16 protein-coding genes are annotated in these 19,194 nt (G+C 71.0%); 13 read left to right on the top strand and 3 right to left on the bottom strand.

The window, feature by feature from the left end; all coding sequences use genetic code 11:
• Window positions 1-63: 63 nt before the first annotated feature.
• From ACIRJT_RS25595 to ACIRJT_RS25585, 3 genes are all read left to right on the top strand, one after another.
• Window positions 64-1,095, top strand: a complete 1,032-nt coding sequence (locus ACIRJT_RS25595; protein WP_403913145.1) for a LacI family DNA-binding transcriptional regulator — start codon at window positions 64-66, stop codon at window positions 1,093-1,095.
• A gap of 94 nt (window positions 1,096-1,189) precedes the next feature.
• Window positions 1,190-2,257, top strand: coding sequence for an aldose epimerase family protein (locus ACIRJT_RS25590; RefSeq protein ID WP_403913142.1), 1,068 nt, complete (start codon window positions 1,190-1,192; stop codon window positions 2,255-2,257).
• 134 nt (window positions 2,258-2,391) lie between these two features.
• Window positions 2,392-4,359 (top strand): GTP-binding protein, encoded by a 1,968-nt coding sequence (locus ACIRJT_RS25585; protein WP_403913139.1) that lies wholly within the window; start codon window positions 2,392-2,394, stop codon window positions 4,357-4,359.
• 8 nt (window positions 4,360-4,367) lie between these two features.
• On the opposite strand, the gene ACIRJT_RS25580 is transcribed toward ACIRJT_RS25585, so the two are convergent.
• On the bottom strand, window positions 4,368-7,397 hold the full coding sequence (locus ACIRJT_RS25580) for a carbohydrate binding domain-containing protein (RefSeq protein ID WP_403913137.1): 3,030 nt from the start codon (window positions 7,395-7,397) through the stop codon (window positions 4,368-4,370).
• A 197-nt stretch (window positions 7,398-7,594) separates the two neighbouring features.
• Here ACIRJT_RS25580 and ACIRJT_RS25575 point away from each other — a divergent pair, with 197 nt between their 5' ends.
• The gene (locus ACIRJT_RS25575; RefSeq protein WP_403913134.1) at window positions 7,595-8,011 is read left to right on the top strand and encodes an acyl-CoA thioesterase; all 417 of its coding nucleotides are present in this window, start codon (window positions 7,595-7,597) and stop codon (window positions 8,009-8,011) included.
• A 22-nt stretch (window positions 8,012-8,033) separates the two neighbouring features.
• Here ACIRJT_RS25575 and ACIRJT_RS25570 read toward each other — a convergent pair whose 3' ends face one another.
• The gene (locus ACIRJT_RS25570; RefSeq protein WP_403913131.1) at window positions 8,034-8,699 is read right to left on the bottom strand and encodes an O-methyltransferase; all 666 of its coding nucleotides are present in this window, start codon (window positions 8,697-8,699) and stop codon (window positions 8,034-8,036) included.
• A gap of 139 nt (window positions 8,700-8,838) precedes the next feature.
• Here ACIRJT_RS25570 and ACIRJT_RS25565 point away from each other — a divergent pair, with 139 nt between their 5' ends.
• Entirely contained in the window at window positions 8,839-9,411 is a 573-nt protein-coding gene (locus tag ACIRJT_RS25565; RefSeq protein WP_403913128.1) for a TetR/AcrR family transcriptional regulator, read from the top strand.
• 72 nt (window positions 9,412-9,483) lie between these two features.
• Window positions 9,484-10,731, top strand: coding sequence for an MFS transporter (locus tag ACIRJT_RS25560; RefSeq protein ID WP_403913125.1), 1,248 nt, complete (start codon window positions 9,484-9,486; stop codon window positions 10,729-10,731).
• A 169-nt stretch (window positions 10,732-10,900) separates the two neighbouring features.
• On the opposite strand, the gene ACIRJT_RS25555 is transcribed toward ACIRJT_RS25560, so the two are convergent.
• Entirely contained in the window at window positions 10,901-11,434 is a 534-nt protein-coding gene (locus ACIRJT_RS25555) for an EF-hand domain-containing protein (protein ID WP_403913123.1), read from the bottom strand.
• A 284-nt stretch (window positions 11,435-11,718) separates the two neighbouring features.
• On the opposite strand from ACIRJT_RS25555, the gene ACIRJT_RS25550 reads away from it, so the two are divergent.
• The 7 genes from ACIRJT_RS25550 to ACIRJT_RS25520 all read left to right on the top strand — a co-directional run bounded on the left by ACIRJT_RS25550 (window position 11,719) and on the right by ACIRJT_RS25520 (window position 19,166).
• Window positions 11,719-12,492 (top strand): helix-turn-helix domain-containing protein, encoded by a 774-nt coding sequence (locus ACIRJT_RS25550; RefSeq protein WP_403913121.1) that lies wholly within the window; start codon window positions 11,719-11,721, stop codon window positions 12,490-12,492.
• 199 nt (window positions 12,493-12,691) lie between these two features.
• On the top strand, window positions 12,692-13,723 hold the full coding sequence (locus ACIRJT_RS25545; RefSeq protein ID WP_403913118.1) for an iron-siderophore ABC transporter substrate-binding protein: 1,032 nt from the start codon (window positions 12,692-12,694) through the stop codon (window positions 13,721-13,723).
• Window positions 13,720-14,760, top strand: coding sequence for a FecCD family ABC transporter permease (locus tag ACIRJT_RS25540; RefSeq protein WP_403913115.1), 1,041 nt, complete (start codon window positions 13,720-13,722; stop codon window positions 14,758-14,760). Before ACIRJT_RS25545 ends, ACIRJT_RS25540 begins: the two co-directional genes overlap by 4 nt.
• Window positions 14,757-15,809, top strand: coding sequence for a FecCD family ABC transporter permease (locus tag ACIRJT_RS25535; protein ID WP_403913112.1), 1,053 nt, complete (start codon window positions 14,757-14,759; stop codon window positions 15,807-15,809). Before ACIRJT_RS25540 ends, ACIRJT_RS25535 begins: the two co-directional genes overlap by 4 nt.
• A complete protein-coding gene (locus ACIRJT_RS25530; protein ID WP_403913109.1) occupies window positions 15,806-16,645 on the top strand; it encodes an ABC transporter ATP-binding protein in 840 nt (279 codons plus the stop codon). The genes ACIRJT_RS25535 and ACIRJT_RS25530 overlap by 4 nt, the downstream gene beginning before the upstream one ends.
• Window positions 16,646-16,792: 147 nt before the next feature.
• Complete coding sequence (locus ACIRJT_RS25525; protein ID WP_403913106.1) at window positions 16,793-18,013, top strand: cytochrome P450; 1,221 nt, start codon at window positions 16,793-16,795, stop codon at window positions 18,011-18,013.
• Window positions 17,937-19,166 (top strand): type III polyketide synthase, encoded by a 1,230-nt coding sequence (locus ACIRJT_RS25520; RefSeq protein WP_403913103.1) that lies wholly within the window; start codon window positions 17,937-17,939, stop codon window positions 19,164-19,166. The genes ACIRJT_RS25525 and ACIRJT_RS25520 overlap by 77 nt, the downstream gene beginning before the upstream one ends.
• The last annotated feature ends 28 nt before the right edge of the window (window positions 19,167-19,194 follow it).

Genomic DNA, 19,194 nt, shown 5'->3' with positions numbered 1-19,194 from the left:
GTATCCGGAGACCACCTGAACCGTACGGATCGGGCCGCGTCGAACCAAGCAACAAGGAGTGCCGTGGGCGTCAGCCTCAAGGACGTAGCTCAACGGGCGGGCGTGTCCATCAAGACCGTGTCGAACGTGGTCAACAACTATCAGCACGTCACCCCGAAGATGCGGGCCAAGGTCCAGCAGGCGATCGACGAGCTCGGCTACCGGCCGAACCTCACCGCCCGCCACCTCCGCAAGGGCCGCACCGGCATCATCGCCCTCGCCGTCCCCGAATTCGGCAACCCGTACTTCGCGGAGCTGGCCGGCGAGGTCGTCGACGCGGCGGCCCGGCACGACTACACCGTCCTGGTCGACCACACGGCGGGCCTGCGGGAGAAGGAACTGCTGGTCTGCCAGGGATTCCGCTCCCACGTCATCGACGGCCTCATCCTCAGCCCCATCCACCTGGAGACCGAGGACCTGATGGCCCGCACCGAGACCGCGCCGCTGGTGCTGCTCGGCGAGCGCGAGTACGAGGCCCCCTACGACCACATCGCCATCGACAACGTGGCCGCCGCCCGCGAGGCCGTCGCCCACCTCATCGCCCTCGGCCATCGCCAGATCGCCTTCCTCGGCTCCCGCACCGGCCGGGAGCGCCAGCCCGCCCACCTCCGGCTGCGCGGCTGGCGCGAGGAGCTGGCCGCCTCCGGCATCCAGCCCGACGAGTCCCTCGTCGTCGTCACCGACGGTTACGGACGCGAGGACGGCGCGGCGGCGATGGCCTCCCTCCTCGACCGGGGCGAGCGCCCCGACGCCGTGTTCGCGTACAACGACATGATCGCGACCGGGGCCATGCGCACCATCACCGAACGCGGCCTCACCATCCCGGACGACATCGCCGTCGTCGGCTTCGACGACATCGAGGAGAGCCGGTACGGGGCCACCACCCTCACCACCATCGCGCCGGACAAGGCGGCCATCGCCCGGCTCGCCGTCGACAGCCTCGTCGAACGCCTCGCGGGGGCCCCCGTCGCCGAGCCCCGGCGGCCCCGCCCCGGCTACCGGCTCGTCGTCCGCGAATCCACCACTCCCCGCGAGGCTTCCGGACCGCCCCGCTAGCGACCCCTTGGATCCGCCGTCAACTGCACTCGAAATGAGGGCAGTTGGCGGCAGATCCCGACGGGGTCCCTTCCGTACCCCCAAGGAACTCCTCATGCCCACCGTGCACCGCAAACCGTTCGGCCGTGCCCACGGACAGAGCGAGATCGACCTCTGGACCCTCGACTCCGGCACCGGCGTCCGGGCCGAGATCCTCACCTACGGCGGTGTCCTGCACAGCCTCACCGTGCCGGACACCGCGGGCAGCCCCGGCCCGGTCGTCCGCTCGCTGTCCGCGCTCGACGACTACACGGACAAGAACCCCTATTTCGGGGCCGTCGTCGGCCGGTACGCCAACCGCATCGCCCACGGCCGCTTCACCCTCGACGGGACCACGCACCACATCCCCGCCAACGACCGGGGCCACGCCCTCCACGGGGGCCCCGACGGCTTCCACACCAAGGTCTGGGAGGCCACCGGGGACCGTACCGACACCGCCGCCGCTCTCCGGCTCACCCTGCACAGCCCCGACGGCGACATGGGCTTCCCCGGAGCGCTCGACGTCACCGTCACCTACACCCTGGACACCACCGGAACCCTCGCCGCCGACTACCGGGCCGTCACCGACCGGCCCACCGTCGTCAACCTCACCAACCACTCCTACCTCAACCTCGGCGGCGACGACGTCCTCGGCCACACCCTCCAGGTCGACGCCGACGCCTACCTCCCCATCGGCCCCGGCTCCATCCCCGAAGGTCCGCCCGCCCCGGTGGCCGGCACCCCGTTCGACCTCACCGCACCACGGCGCATCGGTGAACGCCTCGACCGCCCGGACGCCCAACTGCTGCGGGCCGGCGGCTTCGACCACTGCTGGGTCCTGCGCCCCGCCGCCCCTGGAACCCTGCGCCGGGCCGCCCGCCTCATGGCCCCCGGCGACCTGCGGACCCTGGAGCTCTGGACCACCGAACCCGGCCTCCAGGTCTACACCGCCAACCAGCTCGACGGCGCGTTCACCGACGGCACCGGCCGCCGCCACCGCCGCCACGGATCGCTCTGCCTGGAGACCCAGCACCTGCCGGACTCGCCCAACCGCCCCGGCCACCCCACCACGGTGCTGCGCCCCGGCGAGATCCTGCGCAGCCGCACCGAATGGCGCTTCCCGCACCTGCGGCGCCGCGGATAACCGGTTGCGGCCCCCGGCCGCCCCCTGATCTACTCCGCCGGTCCACCGGTACGACCCAGGAGTCCGAAACATGCGCCGAGCCTTCGTGTCCCTCCCGACAGGAACTGACCTTTCTCTCAAGGACATGAAGCCTCGTGCACACGTTGAACCTGGGAATCCTGGCGCATGTCGACGCCGGTAAGACAAGCCTGACCGAGCGGCTCCTCCACACCGCCGGAGCCATCGACACCATCGGCAGCGTCGACGACGGCAGCACCCGGACCGACTCCCTCGCCCTGGAGCGCCGGCGCGGCATCACCATCAAGTCCGCCGTCGTCTCCTTCACCCTCGGCGCCACCACGGTCAACCTGATCGACACCCCCGGCCACCCGGACTTCATCGCCGAGGTGGAGCGGGTCCTCGGCGTGCTCGACGGCGCTGTCCTGGTGGTGTCCGCGGTGGAGGGCGTCCAGGCGCAGACCCGCGTCCTGCTCCGCACTCTGCGCCGACTGCGCATCCCGACCCTGCTGTTCGTCAACAAGACCGACCGGCCCGGCGCACGCTACGGCTCGCTGCTGACGAGCATCACCGAACGGCTCTCCCCGGACATCGTCGCGATGGGCTCCGCCCGGGACCTCGGCACCCCCTCCACGACGAGCACCGCGTTCACCGCGGCCGATCCCGGTTTCACCGGTGCGCTCACCGACCTGCTCACCCGGCACGACGACGAGCTGCTGAGCGCGTACGTCGACGACCCGGCGGGCCTCACCCACGCCCGGCTCCTCGGGGCGCTGGCCGAACAGACCGCCCGGTGCCTTCTCCACCCGGTCTTCTTCGGCTCCGCCGCCACCGGCTCGGGCATCGACGGCCTGGTCGGCGGCATCACCGGGCTGCTGCCCGCCGCCACGGGGGATCCGGAGGCGCCGGCCCGGGGCACCGTGTTCAAGGTCGACCGGACCGCGAACGGCGAGCGGACCGCGTACGTCCGCATGGTCGAGGGGGCGGTGCACACCCGTGAGGTGCTGCGCTTCCGCAGCCCGGACGGCGAGGAGGGCGAAGGCAAGGTCTCCGCGGTCGGCGTCTTCGAGAACGGCCGTGAGGTGCCGGCGTCCGCGGTCCGCGCCGGACGGATCGGCAGGCTGAAAGGGCTGGCCGGCATCCGGATCGGCGACAGCGTCGGCGCGGACCGGGCCGAGGCCGGGCGCCGGCACTTCGCCCCGCCGACCCTGGAGACGGTCGTCGTGCCGCGACGCCCCGAGGACCGGGGCGCCCTGCACCTCGCGCTCGGCCGCCTCGCCGAACAGGATCCGCTGATCGCCGTCCGTCGCGACGACCTTCGCGGGGAGATGTCCCTCTCGCTCTACGGGGAGGTGCAGAAGGAGGTCGTCCAGGCGACCCTGGCCGAGGAGTTCGGCGTGGACGTGGTCTTCCGGGGGACCACGACCATCTGCCGGGAACGGCCCGTCGGCACGGGGGCGGCCGCCGAGTTCATCGACACGGACGGCAACCCCTTCCTCGCCACCGTCGGACTGCGCGTCGACCCGGCCCCGTACGGCAGCGGGCTGGAGTTCCGCCGCGCAGTGGAACTCGGCTCCATGCCGCCTTCCTTGATGCGGGCGGTCGAGGAGACCGTGCGCGCCACTCTGGGCCAGGGCCTGCACGGCTGGCAGGTCACCGACTGCGTGGTCACCCAGACGCGTTCCGGCTACGACAGCGTGTCGAGCACGGCGGGCGACTTCCGCGGTCTGACGCCCCTGGTCCTGATGGACGCGCTGCGCCGGGCCGGAACGCGGGTCCACGAGCCGATGCACCGCTTCCGCCTGGAGACGCCCGCGGATGCCTTCGGCGCACTGGTCCCGGTCCTCGCCCGGCTCCGCGCGGAGCCGGGACAACCCGAGACGCACGGCGCCCTCTGCACCGTGGAGGGCGAGATCCCGGCGGCCCGGGTCCACGAACTCCAGCGGCTGCTTCCGGGGGCGACCCGGGGCGAGGGAGTGCTGGAGACCGCCTTCGCCGGCCACCGCCCGGTGACCGGCCCGGCTCCGGACCGCCCGCGCACCGACCACGACCCGCTGCACCGCGAGGAGTACCTGCTCCGCACGGTGCGGCGGGTCGCCGACTGAGCCCCTCGCTACTTGAGGTACGGGCCCGCCGCGCCGATCATTCCCGGCGCGGCGTTCTTCCCGCCGAGGTCCAGGACGTACACGCGCAGGTTGCCCTTCCCGGGGGCCGGGACCGCGAGGGTGCCTCCGGTGACGGTCTTCGTGTCACCCGTCACGGCGTCCTTGTACGTGCCGTCGGGAATGCCGGTGTACGTGGCGCTCCCGGAGACCGTCACCAGGGCGAAGCTGTCGGTGCCGCTCGCCGCGTCGGTGTAGCGCCGCTTGTACGCCATGGAGCCGCTGATGCCCTCCGTGGAGTACTGGCCCATCTGGAGTGCGGGCACCGCCCGCCGGATCTCGTTGAGCCGCTGGAGGTGCCGTGCCAGCGGTGCGGCCAGCGTGTCCGCGACCCTCCCGGTGGCCGAGGACACCTTGCCGAAGTCCGAGGCCGTCACCCCACCGGCCAGGTGGTCCCCGAAGTAGGCCCGCCCGGTCGTCGCCAGGGGGCACGTCGGCCCGCAGTCGATCTTCCTCCCCTTCTGGAACTCGATCTCGGAGCCGTAGTAGAGCGTCGGGATGCCTCGGAAGGTCCACATCAGCGACATGTTCTCGGCCCAGGCGTCCGTGCCGCCCGTGTACCGCTCGCTGCTCTTGTTGGGCCCGTAGTCGTGGCTGTCGACGTAGACGACGTTGTACGTGGCGTCGTTGGTCGCGTCGTCGGAGTCCTTGCCGTTGTGGTAGGCGTTGTTGGCGTCCCCGAAGTTCATGTGCATCCGCATGTCGATGATGTTCATCCCGGAGGACCGGCTGCGGTCGGGGGCGTGGTAGGCGTTGCCCTTGAGGAAGGCGTTGTCGGAGACGGGCTGCGCCGCCGTGCCCTGCTGCTGCTCGTGGTCGTACATCTCCAGGGCGGCCTTCTCGTCGTCTGCGCTGTACTCCTCGCGCTCCTTCCAGGTGAAGAACTGCGCCGAGTGGTTCACCGAACCGCGGTTCCACTTGTCGTTGACGAACGCGGCGACCTCACCGAAGACGAAGAAGTTCTCCGCCGCACCGGCCCCGAACCGCTGGGTGACCCGCTCCTGGATGGCGGGCAGGAAACGGCGGTTCCAGGTGGTGCGGGGAATGTGCACCGCCGTGTCGAGCCGGAAGCCGTCGACGCCCATGTCGATGTACTTGTTGTACGCGCCGATCAGGTAGTTCTGGACCTGGGCGTTCTCGGTGTTGAAGTCGGCGAGGTCGTCGTGCAGCCAGCAGGAGCGGGAGTCCTCGCCCTCCCAGTTGCCGATCCAGCAGTTGTGGTAGAGCGCCTTCGGGAACATGCCCGAAGTGGGACTCGGCCACTGGCAGTTGTAGATCCGGTAGCCCTCCGGCGAGGTGTGTCCGGTGGGCGTGCCCCAGTTGAGGCAGGTGTTGCCGGACGGTTCGGCCGTGGACCACAGGTCGCCGTTGTAGTACGACTTCCCCGACTTCGGCTCGACGGTGAGGCCGTCGTACGTGAAGGCGTCGTCCTTCTCGTCGTAGTACCAGCTCCACTGGGCGTCGCGCACCCCGTAGGCCTTCGGGGTGAACAGTCCCTTGGCGCCCCAGCGCGAGGAGTGGTTGTGGACCACGTCCTGGTAGATCTTCATGCCCTTGGCGTGCGCCGCGTTGATGAGGTCCTGGTACGAGGCCCCGGCGGACTCCAGCCTCGGGTCGACCTTGTAGAAGTCGTAGCCGTGGTAGCCGTGGTAGTCGTAGTCCGAGCGGTTGAGCACGACCGGGGTGATCCAGATCGCGGAGAATCCGAGCCCCTTGACGTAGTCGAGCTTCTGCACGAGCCCCTTGAAGTCGCCCCGGAACATGGGGTCGTCGTTGGCGGCGTTGCCGGACTTCCGGTGCTGGCTGCCGCCCCGGTTGTTCGTGCTGTCGCCGTCGTTGAAGCGGGCGGTGAGCACGAAGTAGATGGGGTCCTTGCGGGGGTCGGTGCCCAGCGGCGTGCCGGCCGGCGGTGCGGTGGGCTTGTCGCCGGTGGTCGCGGCGGCGGGGGCGGATGCGGGCGAGACGTTCCCGGCGGCGTCGACGGCCCGGACGGTGTAGCGGTAGGCGGTCCGCGCCTCGAGTCCGGTGTCGGAGAACACGGTCGAGGTGGTGTTGGTGACCACCGTGCCCTTCGTGCCGCCGGTCCGAACAATCTGATACTTCGTCACGCCTCGGTCGTCCGTGGCGGGTTCCCAGGTGACCACCACGGCGACCCCGTCGGAGGCGGCCTTCACCGCGGTGGGCGCGGTGGGCGGCTCGGTGTCCGGTTCCTCGGCGGCGCACGGGTCCTTCGCCGAGGCGGTCACCTTGCGGTTCTTCACCGTGGTGAGCCCGGTCGCCAGGGTGTAGTCGTTGCCGTTGTTGTTGTCCCACACCCCGTTGCCGTTGTTGAACGTCGCCTGGAGACCGGTGGCGCTGCCCAGGTCCACCGTGCGCTTCACCCAGCCGGTGCAGGCTGCTTCCATGCCGATGCCGGGGACGGTCGTCCAGGCTCCGCCGTGCGGTCGGTAGTGCAGGTTGACGGTGGGCCAGCCGACGGTGGAGGTCGCGTAGTAGACCGACGCCGAGTTCGGCCCTCCGGGTTCCTCCGGCTCCTCGGGCCCCGTGCCCGCGCACGGGTCGCTGTGCGCCACGGCGCCGTCCTGGACGGTGATGTTCCCGGTGCCCAGGTCGTAGTTCCTGCCCGCGTTGTTGTCCCAGGTGCCCGAGCCGTCGGTGAAGGTCGCCTTCAGTCCGCCCGCGCCCCCGAGAGGGACCGTCAGCTTGACCCAGTCGGTGCAGGCGGCCTCCATCCGGGTGCCGGGCGCGGTGGTCCAGGAGCCGCCGTCGGGGGAGTAATGCAGGTGGTACGAAGGCCAGTTCCGGGTCTTCGTGGAGTAGAAGACGGTCGCCGTGGTCGCGGCGGAGGCCGAGGCCGCGACGGGTGCGGTGGCCGGGTCGGGAACGGCCTGTGGTGCGGCGGTGAGGAGTCCCAGCAGCCCGGCCGCTGCCACGGCCGCCGCGAGCGGGCGTCTCAGTAGCCGGTGAGGGGTGCGTCTCATGCGTGTCTCCAGGGGAGGGGAGAACCCTGACGCGCCTCGGGGTTCGGCGGGCGAGCACGACCCGATGGCAAATTCCGCCGGAATCTTGCTGCAATTCCTTGCGGGGAGGAAGTTACCGGTGCATGACAGGTGCGTAAAGAGATCCGGCAGCACCTCCTCGCCGGAATGGACGGGCCGGCGCGGGCGTTCGCACGGTCATGACCTTCTCCGTTGACGTGACCGTGCGCGGCTACGAGCTCGACACCCAGGGCCACCTGAACCAGGCCGTCTACCTCCAGTACGCGGAGCACGCGCGCTGGGAGCTGCTGCGGGCCGCCGGGCTGCCCCAGGAGAAGCTGCTGGCCGACGGAATCGGTCCGGTGCAGCTGGAAGTGACGGTCAAGTACCGCCGCGAGCTGCGCGGCGGCGAGCGGGTGCGCGTGACCTGCCGGTTCGACTACGGCACGGGCAAGACGTTCACGATGGAGCAGCACATCATCAAGGAGGACGGCACGGTGGCCGCCGAGATCACCGGAGTGGCCGGCGTCCTCGATCTGACCGGACGCAGGCTCGTCCCGGACCCGCAGGGCCGCCTGGCCGCCCTGGCCGGCAACCCCGACCTGCTGACCGGCTGACCGGCGGGAATCTCGGAGCGGGTCAGAGGCGGCAGCTGATTTCGAGGCCGTCCTCCACGGGGAAGGTGACGCTGTGGAAGCCGTTGCCGGTGTCACGGACGTGGTCGAGGTACGGGGTCAGGGCGGGAAGGTCCACGTCGTCGGCCACGACGAGGGTGCCGGGGGCGAGGTGGGGCTCCAGGAGCCGCAGGACGGGCAGGCAGAGGTCCTTCCAGCCGTCCAGGAACAGGAAGTCGACGGGTTGCCGCAGTGCGGCGAGCGTCTGCAGGGCGTTTCCCTCCAGGAGGGTGATCACGTCGTCGAGGCCGGTGGCCGTGAAGGTGTCGCGGGCGGTGGCGGCCTTCGCCGCGTTCATCTCGGTGGTGATGACGTGCCCCGAGCCGTTGTCGCGAACGGCGGCCGCCAGGTGGAGGGTGGAGATGCCGTAGGAGGTGCCGAACTCGACGACGTTGTTCGGCCTGGTGGCGCGGACGAGGTTGTAGAGGAGTCTGCCGCCGTCGGCCGAGATCGGCATGTAGATCTCCCGGTACGCGTCGGCGAGTTCCTGTGCCGTCAGTGCTCCTCGGTCGTCGGGCCGGAGGCTCCGCACGCGTGCCGCGGCCTCGTCGTCACGGGCGGCGGCTTCGAACATGCGGGTCAGGGTGGAGCGGAGGCGCGGCTCCGCGAGGGTGTGGGTGGCTGCGGTCATGGTGCGGGCTCCTGGAGGTCCGGGCGCTGAGAGCGGTGACGGTGGGAGAGGGGAAGTGCGAGCCGATCGCGTTTTCGAGGCACCGTGCACCGTAAAAGTAGCACTATTCGATGCATGGTGTCTCGTTTATAGTGGGGGCATGGTTCAGGAAAGCGGCCGGGGCAGGCCCCGCAGCGAGAGCGCACGGGCGGCCGTACTGCACGCCGTCGACGACCTCCTGGTCGAAGTCGGTTATGCGGCACTGACCATGAAAGGCATCGCGGAACGCGCCGGAGTGGGTCGGCAGACCGTGTATCGCTGGTGGTCGAACAAGGCCGAGGTCCTCTACGAGGCCAGCGTCATCGACGCCCGGCAGGAGCTCGCGGTCCCCCTCACCGGAGTTTCTCGCGACGACCTCACGGCCTATCTCGACGCCCTCACCGGCTTCCTCGCGCACTCGCACGCGGGAGCGGCCTACCGCGCCCTTTTGGGGGAGGCCCAGCACGACGCGGACGTGGCTGCCCTCCTGGCGTCCGGCGACGTCCTCGGCGAGAGCGCGGCCGCGGTGGTGGCCCCGCTGCTGGAGGCCTGCGGCGACGACCTGTCGCTGGAGCAGGCGACCGCCCTGCTGGTCGGCCCCGTGTTCTTCCACGTCCTGGCCGGGCGGGTTCCCGAGGACGTCGACACCAAGAAGCAGGTGGATCGGTTCCTGCGAGCCTTCGCCGCGGACTGATGTCCGTGGCCTCCCCTCACCGCCCCGTTCCCGCTCCCCACCCCCGCACAGGAAAAGGACAAGCCGACGCCCATGTCCGTACCCGCGAAGGAATCGGTCGTCCGGGCCCCGGGGATTTGGCACCTGTTGGTGACGGTGCTGTTCTGCTTCTCCGGATTCGCCCTCCTGCTCCCGGTCTCACCGGCGTGGGCCGTGGAGGGAGGGGCCGACGCGTTCGGCGCCGGACTCGTCACCGCCGTCCTGATGGCCGCCACGGTCCTGACCCAGCTGTTCGTCAGAACCGTGCTGCGCAGGCTCGGATGGACCCGCACTCTCGTCCTCGGCGCACTGCTGCTCGGCCTGCCCTCGCTCCTCCAGGCCCTCAGCGACCAGCTGCTGCCCGTCCTGCTGACGACCGCCCTGCGGGGCGCGGGCTTCGGCATCGTCACCGTCTGCGGCGCCACCGCCGCGGCCGTACTGGCCCCGCGTGGACGCCAGGGGGCGGTCATCGGCCTCTACGGTCTCGCCGTCGCCCTGCCCCAGGTCGTCCTGACCCCGGCGGCCCCCTGGCTGACCGACACGTTCGCCCTGCCCGCGGTCATCGCCTGCGGCGTGATCCCCGTCCTCGCACTGCCCTGGGCGCGCTCCCTCGGCCGCGCCGTCGAGGGCCGCGCCGACGGTCCTGCGTCCCCGGGCGGCCCCGCCCGGAACCCCGTCCCCGCCGTCGCGGTGCTCCGACGCATCCGGCGCCCCCTTGCCGTGCTGCTCCTGGTCACGGCGGCAGGCGGAGCCGTACTCACCTTCGCCCCGCAGTTCACCGCCACCCCCGCGCTCGCCGCCACGGGGCTGCTCGCCCTCACCGCCACCGCCGCACTGGCCCGTTGGGGGTGCGGAGAACTCGCCGACCGGATCGCCCTGCGGCCCATCACCGGAATCCTCACCCTCACCGCGTGCGCGGGCCTGGCGCTGATCGCGTCGGGCATCGGATCGGGCCGTGCCCCAGCCCTGCTGGCCGGACTGCTTCTCCTGGGGGCGGCGTACGGGGGGCTCCAGAGCCTCACCCTTGTCCAGGCGTTCGACCGCGCGGGCGTGGAGAACCGGCATGCCGCCTCGGTCGCGTGGAACATCGGCTACGACGCGGGCACCGGCCTCGGAGCCCTCATGCTGGGCGTGGCGGCACACGTGGCCACCTTCTCCGGCGGCTTCACCGTCCTGTCCGCGCTGATGGCACTCGCGGGCCTGGCCGTTCTCCTCACCGGCCACAACAAGCCCGTCGACCCTCCGGGGAGCCGCGGCCCGCGCACACCCAGGACAAAGCGCCCGCCCCTCGGCAAGCGCTGAGACCGGCGTCCACCGCCTCGGAGCCGCGGCGCGCCCGGCCGCCCGGCCACGGCCGCCGGGGGCTGCCGGGCCGGGCGGGTGTGACCGGGCGGATCGGAACCGGCGACGGCGGGACGGTGGACGCCCTCCCGGACGTCCACCGTCGTCGGCCGTATCCGTGCGCGCCCGGTCAGGCGGCGGTGCCGACGACCAGATGGTCGCCCGGGATGCCGGCCTTGCCCGGCGCGTAGTAGTCCTTGATCCCCGCGACCCACGTCTCCACCCGGATCCGGTCCCCGTCGTTCGGCTCGAAGGCGTCGAAGAGCGCGTCGATGTTCGCGGGCTCGAACCCGATGGCCGTCATCAGCGCCATGAACAGCGGGCGCTCGATCAGACCGTCGCCGTCCGGGTCGCCGAGCGCGGCCAGCGCCTCGGCGAACACCCCGACGGTCGCGTCGAACCGCTCCGGCGACAGCACGCAGGCGGCGAACTCCTCGAAGCTCACCTCACCGTCGCCATTGGTGTCCAGCTCGGTGAGCAGAGTCGTCCAGTACCGCCTGAACGCCGCGCGCATCGCGTCCTTCGCCGCCCGGTCCGACGCGTGCGCCTCGCGGACGACACGGTCGGCCATGAGATCGAAGTCGTCCGCCTCCAGGACGCCGTTGGCGTTGGCGTCGAACAGGGAGAAGACGAGCGTGACCCGCCTGGTGGCCTCAATGCCCATGAATCCGTCACCTTTCTCCGCATGTCACGTTCCCTCCGACCGCGGCCCGGTGCCCGGTCGGCCCACCCACTGTCCGCCGAGGAGCGGCGTCCACGGCGAAAGCCGGGGTTCTTTCACCTGAAGGACGTAATTGACCTGCGTAAACGTCAAGTTGAGGCAGGGGGAGGGGCTCGCTGGATCCGCGCGCCCCCGGGCCTCCAAGGGCCACCCCCGTACCCTTAGGCTGAGCCGATGCGTGCCCCGTCCGCCGCGAGCGGCTCCCGTACGACCGAGGTCCATCTGCCATGACCAGCGAGACCCGGACGCTGCCCGCGTTCGCTCCCGGTTCGGTGGACACCCCCTTCGTCATCGCCGGCTACGACGAGGTCGTCACCCACGACACGCTCTGGGACGCGCACTCCCACCCCTTCCACGAACTGCTCTGGAACGAGCGCGGCGCCTCCACGGCAGTGGTCGGGAGCCGGATCTGGACGATCACCCCGGCCCTGGGCCTGTGGATGCCCGCGGGGACCCTGCACGCCGGATCGGCGACCGCCGGGACCTGGTTCCGGGCGAGCTTCTTCGGCTTCCGCACCACCGCGTCGATCTCCGCCACGCCGGTCGCCGTCGAGATCACCCCGCTGTTGCGTCTGCTGCTGGAACGGCTCGGCGAACCCGGACTCACGGCCGCCTCGCGCGCCGCGACCGAGGCGCTGGTGCTCGACGTCCTCGTACCGTCGCCCCGCGAACTGCTCGTGCGGGTCCCGGCCTCCGAGCTGCTTCGCCCGATCGCCGAAGCGGTGCGCGAGGATCCGGCCGACCGGCGGACGCTGGCGGACTGGGCGTGCGCCCTCGGCGTCAACGCCCGTACGGTCACCCGGGCGTTCACCGCCGAGACGGGCACGAGCTTCGTGCGCTGGGTGGCGGCGGTCCGCGCCCAGCACGCCATCGGCCTGCTGACCCGGGGATGGGACGTGGAGGCCGTGGCCGAACAGGTCGGCTACCGCTCGGCGAGTGCGTTCGGCGCCGCCTTCCGGCGTACGACGGGACTCACCCCGGGGACCTTCCGGCCGGAATGACCACCGATGGCGTGTCCGTATCGCTACAGGGCATGTCCCAAACGGTTGATTGCGACAGTCGGGTCGTTTCTCATAGGGTTCGAAGGCAAGCCTTACCTAAGCCGATGACGCACGTGCCGCGCACCGATCCATGACGACTGCGCACGCCCGGACGTGCGCGAAGCGGTACCCCGACATCCGGAAAGCCGGGTACACACCCATGTCTTCACACCGCCTCCGCCTGCTCGTCGTGGCGGCCGCCCTCGTCGGCGTCTCCGCCTGCGGCGGGACCACCGACGCCGGGAACAAGGACGACGAGAGCCGTTCCGGCGGGTTCCCCCTGACCGTCGAGCACGCCCTGGGCACGACCACCATCCCGGCGAAGCCGAAGCGCGTCGCGACCGTCAACTGGGCCAACCACGAAGTGCCGCTCGCGCTCGGCGTCGTTCCCGTCGGCATGGCCGCGGCCAACTTCGGCGACGACAACGACGACGGTGTGCTGCCCTGGGTCGAGGAGAAGCTCGACGAGCTGAAGGCGAAGACGCCGGTGCTCTTCGACGAGACCGACGGCATCGACTTCGAGGCCGTGGCGGACACGAAACCGGACGTCATCCTGGCCGCGTACTCGGGTCTGACCAAGAAGGACTACGAGACCCTCAGCGAGATCGCCCCCGTCGTCGCCTACCCGGACGCCGCCTGGGCGACTCCGTGGCGCGAGATCGTCCGGACGAACAGCACGGCGATCGGGCTGGCCGACGAGGGCGAGAAGCTGATCGAGAAGCTCGACGGGGACATAGCGAAGACCGCCGCGAAGTACCCGCAGCTCAAGGGCAAGTCGGCGATGTTCATGACGCACGTCGACCCCAACGACGTCAGCCAGGTCGGCTTCTACACCGCCCACGACACCCGCACCCAGTTCTTCCAGGACCTCGGGATGAAGATCCCCGGAAGCATCGCGAAGGCGTCCGAGGGCACGGACAAGTTCGCCCTCACCAAGAGCGCCGAACAGATCGACGCGTTCGACGACGTCGACATCATCACCGGCTACGGCGACGACACCGGCGAGCTGCTCAAGACGGTCACCAAGGACCCGCTGCTCTCCAAGATCCCCGCCGTCGAGCGCGGCTCCGTCTACCTCCTGCCCGGTACCAGCCCGCTGGCCACGGCCGCCAACCCGACGCCGCTGTCGATCGGTTACGTGCTGGACGACTACGCCGCCGCGCTCGCCGAGGCCGCGGACAAGGTCAAGTGACCGAGCCCGACACCCGTACCCCGCCGGACGTCGTCACCAGACGTCCGGCGGGCGTGCGCCTGCTGTGGGTCCTGCTCTGCGTACTCGCCCTGGCGGCGGTCATGGTCGCGTCCGTCGCCATCGGCTCCCGCGACGTCCCCTGGGCCGACGTCGTCGCGGCGCTCGGCGGCGCGGACGACACCCTGGGCCGGGCGGCGGCGACGAAGCGCATCCCCCGCACCGTGCTCGCCGTCGTCATCGGCGCCGCACTCGGCCTCGCGGGCGGCGTCATGCAGGGCGTGACCCGTAACCCGCTGGCCGACCCGGGCATCCTCGGCGTCAACATGGGGGCGTCCCTCGCCGTCGTCACGGCGGTCGCGTTCTTCGGGCTCACCTCGCCCACCGGATACATCTGGATCGCCGTCCTGGGCGCGGCCCTTGCCGCCCTGTTCGTCTACACGGTCGGAACCCTGGGCAGAGGAGGGGCGACCCCGCTCAAGCTGGCACTCGCCGGAGCCGCCACCTCCGCGGCCTTCGCCTCGCTCGTCAGCGCGATCATCCTGCCGCGCAACGACATCGCCGGAAGCTTCAAGCTCTGGCAGATCGGCGGCGTGGGCGGCGCGTCCTTCGAACGCATCGGCCAGGTCGCGCCGTTCCTCGCCGTCGGCTTCGCCGTCTGTCTGCTTTCGGCCCGCGCGCTCAACTCACTCGCACTGGGTGATGAGTTGGCGGCCGGACTCGGCGAACGCGTCGCCGTGGTGCGGGCCGTGGCCGCCCTCGGTGCCGTACTGCTCTGCGGAGCGGCCACCGCCGTCGCCGGACCGATCGGCTTCGTCGGCCTCGTCGTCCCGCACACCTGTCGGCTGCTCGTCGGCGTCGACCACCGCTGGCTCCTGCCGCTCTCCACGGTGCTCGGCGCGGTCCTGCTCACCGCCGCCGACGTCGTCGGCCGGATCGTGGCACGCCCCTCGGAGATCGACGTCGGCATCGTGACCGCACTGATCGGGGCCCCCTTCTTCATCTACATCGTCCGCCGACAGAAGGTACGTGCCCTATGAGCGCCCCCGTCCTCACCCGGCGGTCGTCCGTCGAGGCCGCCACCCGCCGTCGTGTGCGCGGCGCCTCGCGCCGCCGCCGGGTCGTCCTGGCGCTGCTGCTCCTCGTCCTCGCCGCGTTCGCCGTGACGCTCATGGCGGGCCGGACCTTCTACCCGCCCGGCGACGTGTTCCGGGTGATCCTCGGGGAGCAGGTGCCGGGCGCGTCGTTCACGGTGGGCCGGCTGCGGCTGCCCCGCGCGGTCCTCGCCCTGGTGGCCGGATTCAGCTTCGGCCTGGCCGGGGTCACCTTCCAGACGATGCTCCGCAACCCGCTCGCCAGCCCCGACATCATCGGCATCAGCTCCGGGGCGAGCGCCGCCGCGGCCATCGCCATCGTCACCCTGTCGCTCGGCGAGGTCCAGGTCTCGGTTCTCGCCATCGCCGCAGGCCTCGGGGTGGCCCTGCTGGTGTACTCCCTGGCGTTCAAGGGCGGCGTCGTCGGCACCCGGCTCATCCTGATCGGCATCGGGATCTCCGCGATGCTCGACAGCATCACCTCCTACGTCCTGTCCCGGGCCGCCGAATGGGACCTCCAGGAAGCGATGCGCTGGCTGACCGGCAGCCTCAACGGAGCCACCTGGGACCAGGTCGTCCCCGCGCTCGTCGCGGCGGCCGTCCTCACCCCGCTGCTGCTGGGCCAGGCCCGCAACCTCTCCGCGCTCCAGCTCGGCGACGACACCGCCGCCGCCCTCGGCGTACGCGTGGAGCGCACCCGGATCACGGTGATCGTCGCCGCCGTCGGGCTCATCGCCTTCGCCACGGCGGCGGCCGGACCCATCGCGTTCGTGGCGTTCCTCTCCGGCCCCATCGCGGCCCGGATCACCGGAGCGGGCGGCTCCCTGCTGGTGCCCGCCGGGCTCGTCGGCTCGCTGCTCGTCCTGGTCGCCGACTTCACCGGCCAGTTCGCCTTCGGCGAGCGCTACCCGGTCGGCGTCGTCACCGGCGTCCTCGGAGCCCCCTACCTCGTCTACCTGATCATCCGCACCAACCGGGCGGGAGGCTCGCTATGACCACGCACCACCGACTGACCGCCGAAGGACTCACCCTCGGCTACGGCGACCGCACCGTCGTCGACTCCCTCGACCTGGCCGTACCGCCCGGCCGGATCACCGTGATCGTCGGCGCCAACGCCTGTGGCAAGTCGACGCTGCTGCGCTCCATGTCCCGACTGCTCGTCCCCCGGGCCGGCCGCGTCGTCCTGGACGGCAAGGAGGTGCACCGGCTGCCCGCCAAGGAGCTGGCCCGCACCCTCGGCCTGCTGCCGCAGTCGCCCGTCGCGCCCGAGGGCATCACCGTCTCCGACCTCGTCGGCCGGGGCCGCCACCCCCACCAGTCCGTCTTCTCCCGCTGGAACGAGAAGGACGACGCCGCCGTGGCCGCCGCCCTGGAGGCCACCCACACCGAACCGCTCGCCGAGCGCGCGGTGGACGAGCTCTCCGGCGGCCAGCGCCAGCGCGTCTGGATCGCCATGGCCCTCGCCCAGCAGACCGATCTGCTGCTGCTCGACGAGCCGACCACCTTCCTCGACGCCAGCCACCAGATCGAGGTGCTGGACCTCCTGACGGACCTGAACCGCACGCGCGGCACCACCATCGTGATGGTCCTGCACGACCTCAACCTCGCCGCCCGGTACGCGGACCACCTGATCGCCCTCGCCGACGGCGGGCTCCACGCCTCCGGCACCCCCGCCGAGGTGCTGACGGAGGAGACCGTAAGGGCCGTGTTCGACCTCGACAGCCGCATCATCGAGGACCCTGTGTCGGGCCGGCCCCTGATGCTCCCGATCGGCCGCCACCACGTCCTGGACCGGGCCGGGACGCTGCCCGTCGGGGAGCCGACCGCGTGAACGCCGGGGCGTACGCCCCCTGATCGGCTGACTGCGGCGTGTCACTGACATGTTTCGAAGAGTGACGGGGCACAGAGGGTAGGTCGGGCGCCGGGCTCCGGTCCGGCACACGCCCTTTTCCTCGAAGCGGTCATTGGGAGAACCTCGGTGGAGAACACCTCGGTGCAGAACAAGGAAACCGTCCGGAACTGTCCTTTCGACTACGCGCAGCAGCTGGAGTTCGACCCCCAGCTCAGGCAATTGCTGACCGAGGAGCCGGTGTCCCGCATCCGTATGGCGTACGGAGAGGGCGAGGCCTGGCTGGTCACCCGCTACGAGGACGTCCGGACGGTCACCACCGACCGGCGGTTCAGCCGCAGCGCCGTCCTCGGCCGCGACTTCCCCCGGATGACGCCCGAGCCGATCGTGCAGGCGGAGTCCATCAACCTCATGGACCCGCCCGCCAGCAGCCGACTGCGGGGCCTGGTCGCCAAGAGCTTCACCCCACGTCGCGTCGAGCAGATGCGCGGCGGGACCCAGGGTGTGGTGGACCGGCTGCTGGACGAGATGGAGGAGGAGGGCTCACCGGCCGACTTCGTCGCCCGGGTCTCCGCGCCGCTGCCGCTGATCACCATCTGCGAGGCACTCGACATCCCGGAGGCCGACCGCCCCTGGCTCCGGGCCCACGCCATGACCATGATGAACGTCGGGGCCGCGGGCAAGGAGGACGCGGTACGCGCCAAGGCGGAGCTGCGCGGCTATTTCCAGGAGCTGACCGCGGAGCGGCGCCGCTCCCCGGGCGAGGACCTCATCAGCACCCTGGCCACCGCCCGGGACGGCGACGAACTGCTGGACGACGACGAGCTGGCCGTCATGGCGATGGTCCTGCTCATCACCGGCCAGGACACCACGACCTACCAACTCGGCAACATCGCCTACACCCTGCTCACCAGCCCGGACCTCATGCGGTCCCTCCGGGCCGAACCGCAGCGGCTGCCCCGCACCCTGGAGGAGCTGCTGCGCCACATCCCCTTCCGCAAGGGCGTCGGCATCCCGCGCATCGCCCTGGAGGACGTGGAGCTCTCCGGAGTCCTCATCAAGGCCGGTGACGTGGTGCACGTGTCCTACCTGACGGCCAATCGGGACTCCGCCAAGTTCGACCGTCCCGACGAGCTGGATCCCGACCGGCCGACCATCCCCCACATGACGTTCGGCTGGGGTGCCCACCACTGCCTGGGCGCACCGCTGGCCACCATGGAACTGGAAGTGGCCTTCTCCACGCTGCTGACCCGCTTCCCGGCCCTGCGTCTGGATGTGCCGCCCGCGGACGTCTCGTGGAACACGACGTCCATCTGGCGTTACCCGCTCGCCCTGCCCGTCACATGGTGACGAGAGCCTTCGCTCCAGAGAACGAGGAGAACCCATGGCGACCCTGTGCCGACCGGCCATCGCTGTGCCCGAGCACGTCATCACGATGCAGCAGACCCTGGACCTCGCCCGGGAGACCCACGCCGGGCACCCGCAGCGCGACCTCGTCCTGAGGCTCATCCAGAACACCGGCGTCCAGACCCGGTACCTCGTGCAGCCCATCGAGAAGACCCTGGCGCACCCCGGATTCGAGGTGCGTAACCGGGTGTACGAGGCCGAGGCCAAGACCCGGGTCCCCGAAGTCGTCCGGCAGGCGCTCGCCAACGCCGAGACCGACCCGTCCGAGATCGATCTGATCGTCTACGTCTCCTGCACGGGCTTCATGATGCCCTCGCTGACCGCGTGGATCATCAACAGCATGGGCTTCAGACCCGAGACCCGCCAACTGCCCATCGCCCAGCTCGGCTGCGCGGCGGGCGGCGCGGCGATCAACCGCGCGCACGACTTCTGCCTGGCCTACCCCGAGTCCAACGTCCTCATCGTGTCCTGCGAGTTCTGCTCGCTCTGCTACCAGCCCACCGACATCGGGGTCGGCTCGCTGCTCTCCAACGGGCTCTTCGGCGACGCCATCTCGGCGGCCGTCGTGCGGGGACAGGGCGGCACCGGCATGCGCCTGGAGCGCAACGGCTCCCATCTGGTGCCCGACACCGAGGACTGGATCTCCTACGCCGTCCGCGACACCGGATTCCACTTCCAGCTGGACAAGCGGGTCCCGGGCACCATGCAGATGCTCGCCCCGGTGCTCCTGGACCTGGTCGACCTGCACGGCTGGTCCGTCCCGAACATGGACTTCTTCATCGTCCACGCGGGCGGACCGCGCATCCTGGACGACCTCTGCCACTTCCTGAACCTGCCGCCCGAGATGTTCCGCTACAGCAGGGCCACCCTCACCGAACGCGGCAACATCGCCAGCTCCGTCGTCTTCGACGCACTGGCTCGGCTCTTCGAGGACGGCGGGGCCGCCGAGTCCGCGCAGGGGCTCATCGCCGGCTTCGGGCCCGGCATCACCGCCGAGGTCGCCGTGGGCAGTTGGGCGAAGGACGACCTCCGGGCGGACGTCGGACACGACCTCGACGAGCTGGAGCTGACCGCCGGCGTTGCGCTGTCCGGCTGAACCCGCTAAGGCGACCGACGGACGGGGA

Source organism: Streptomyces sp. NPDC102283 (genome assembly GCF_044766265.1).
Lineage (GTDB): Bacteria > Actinomycetota > Actinomycetes > Streptomycetales > Streptomycetaceae > Streptomyces.
Note: the sequence above shows the minus strand (reverse complement) of the source record. Positions and strands in the feature narration are given on the sequence as shown.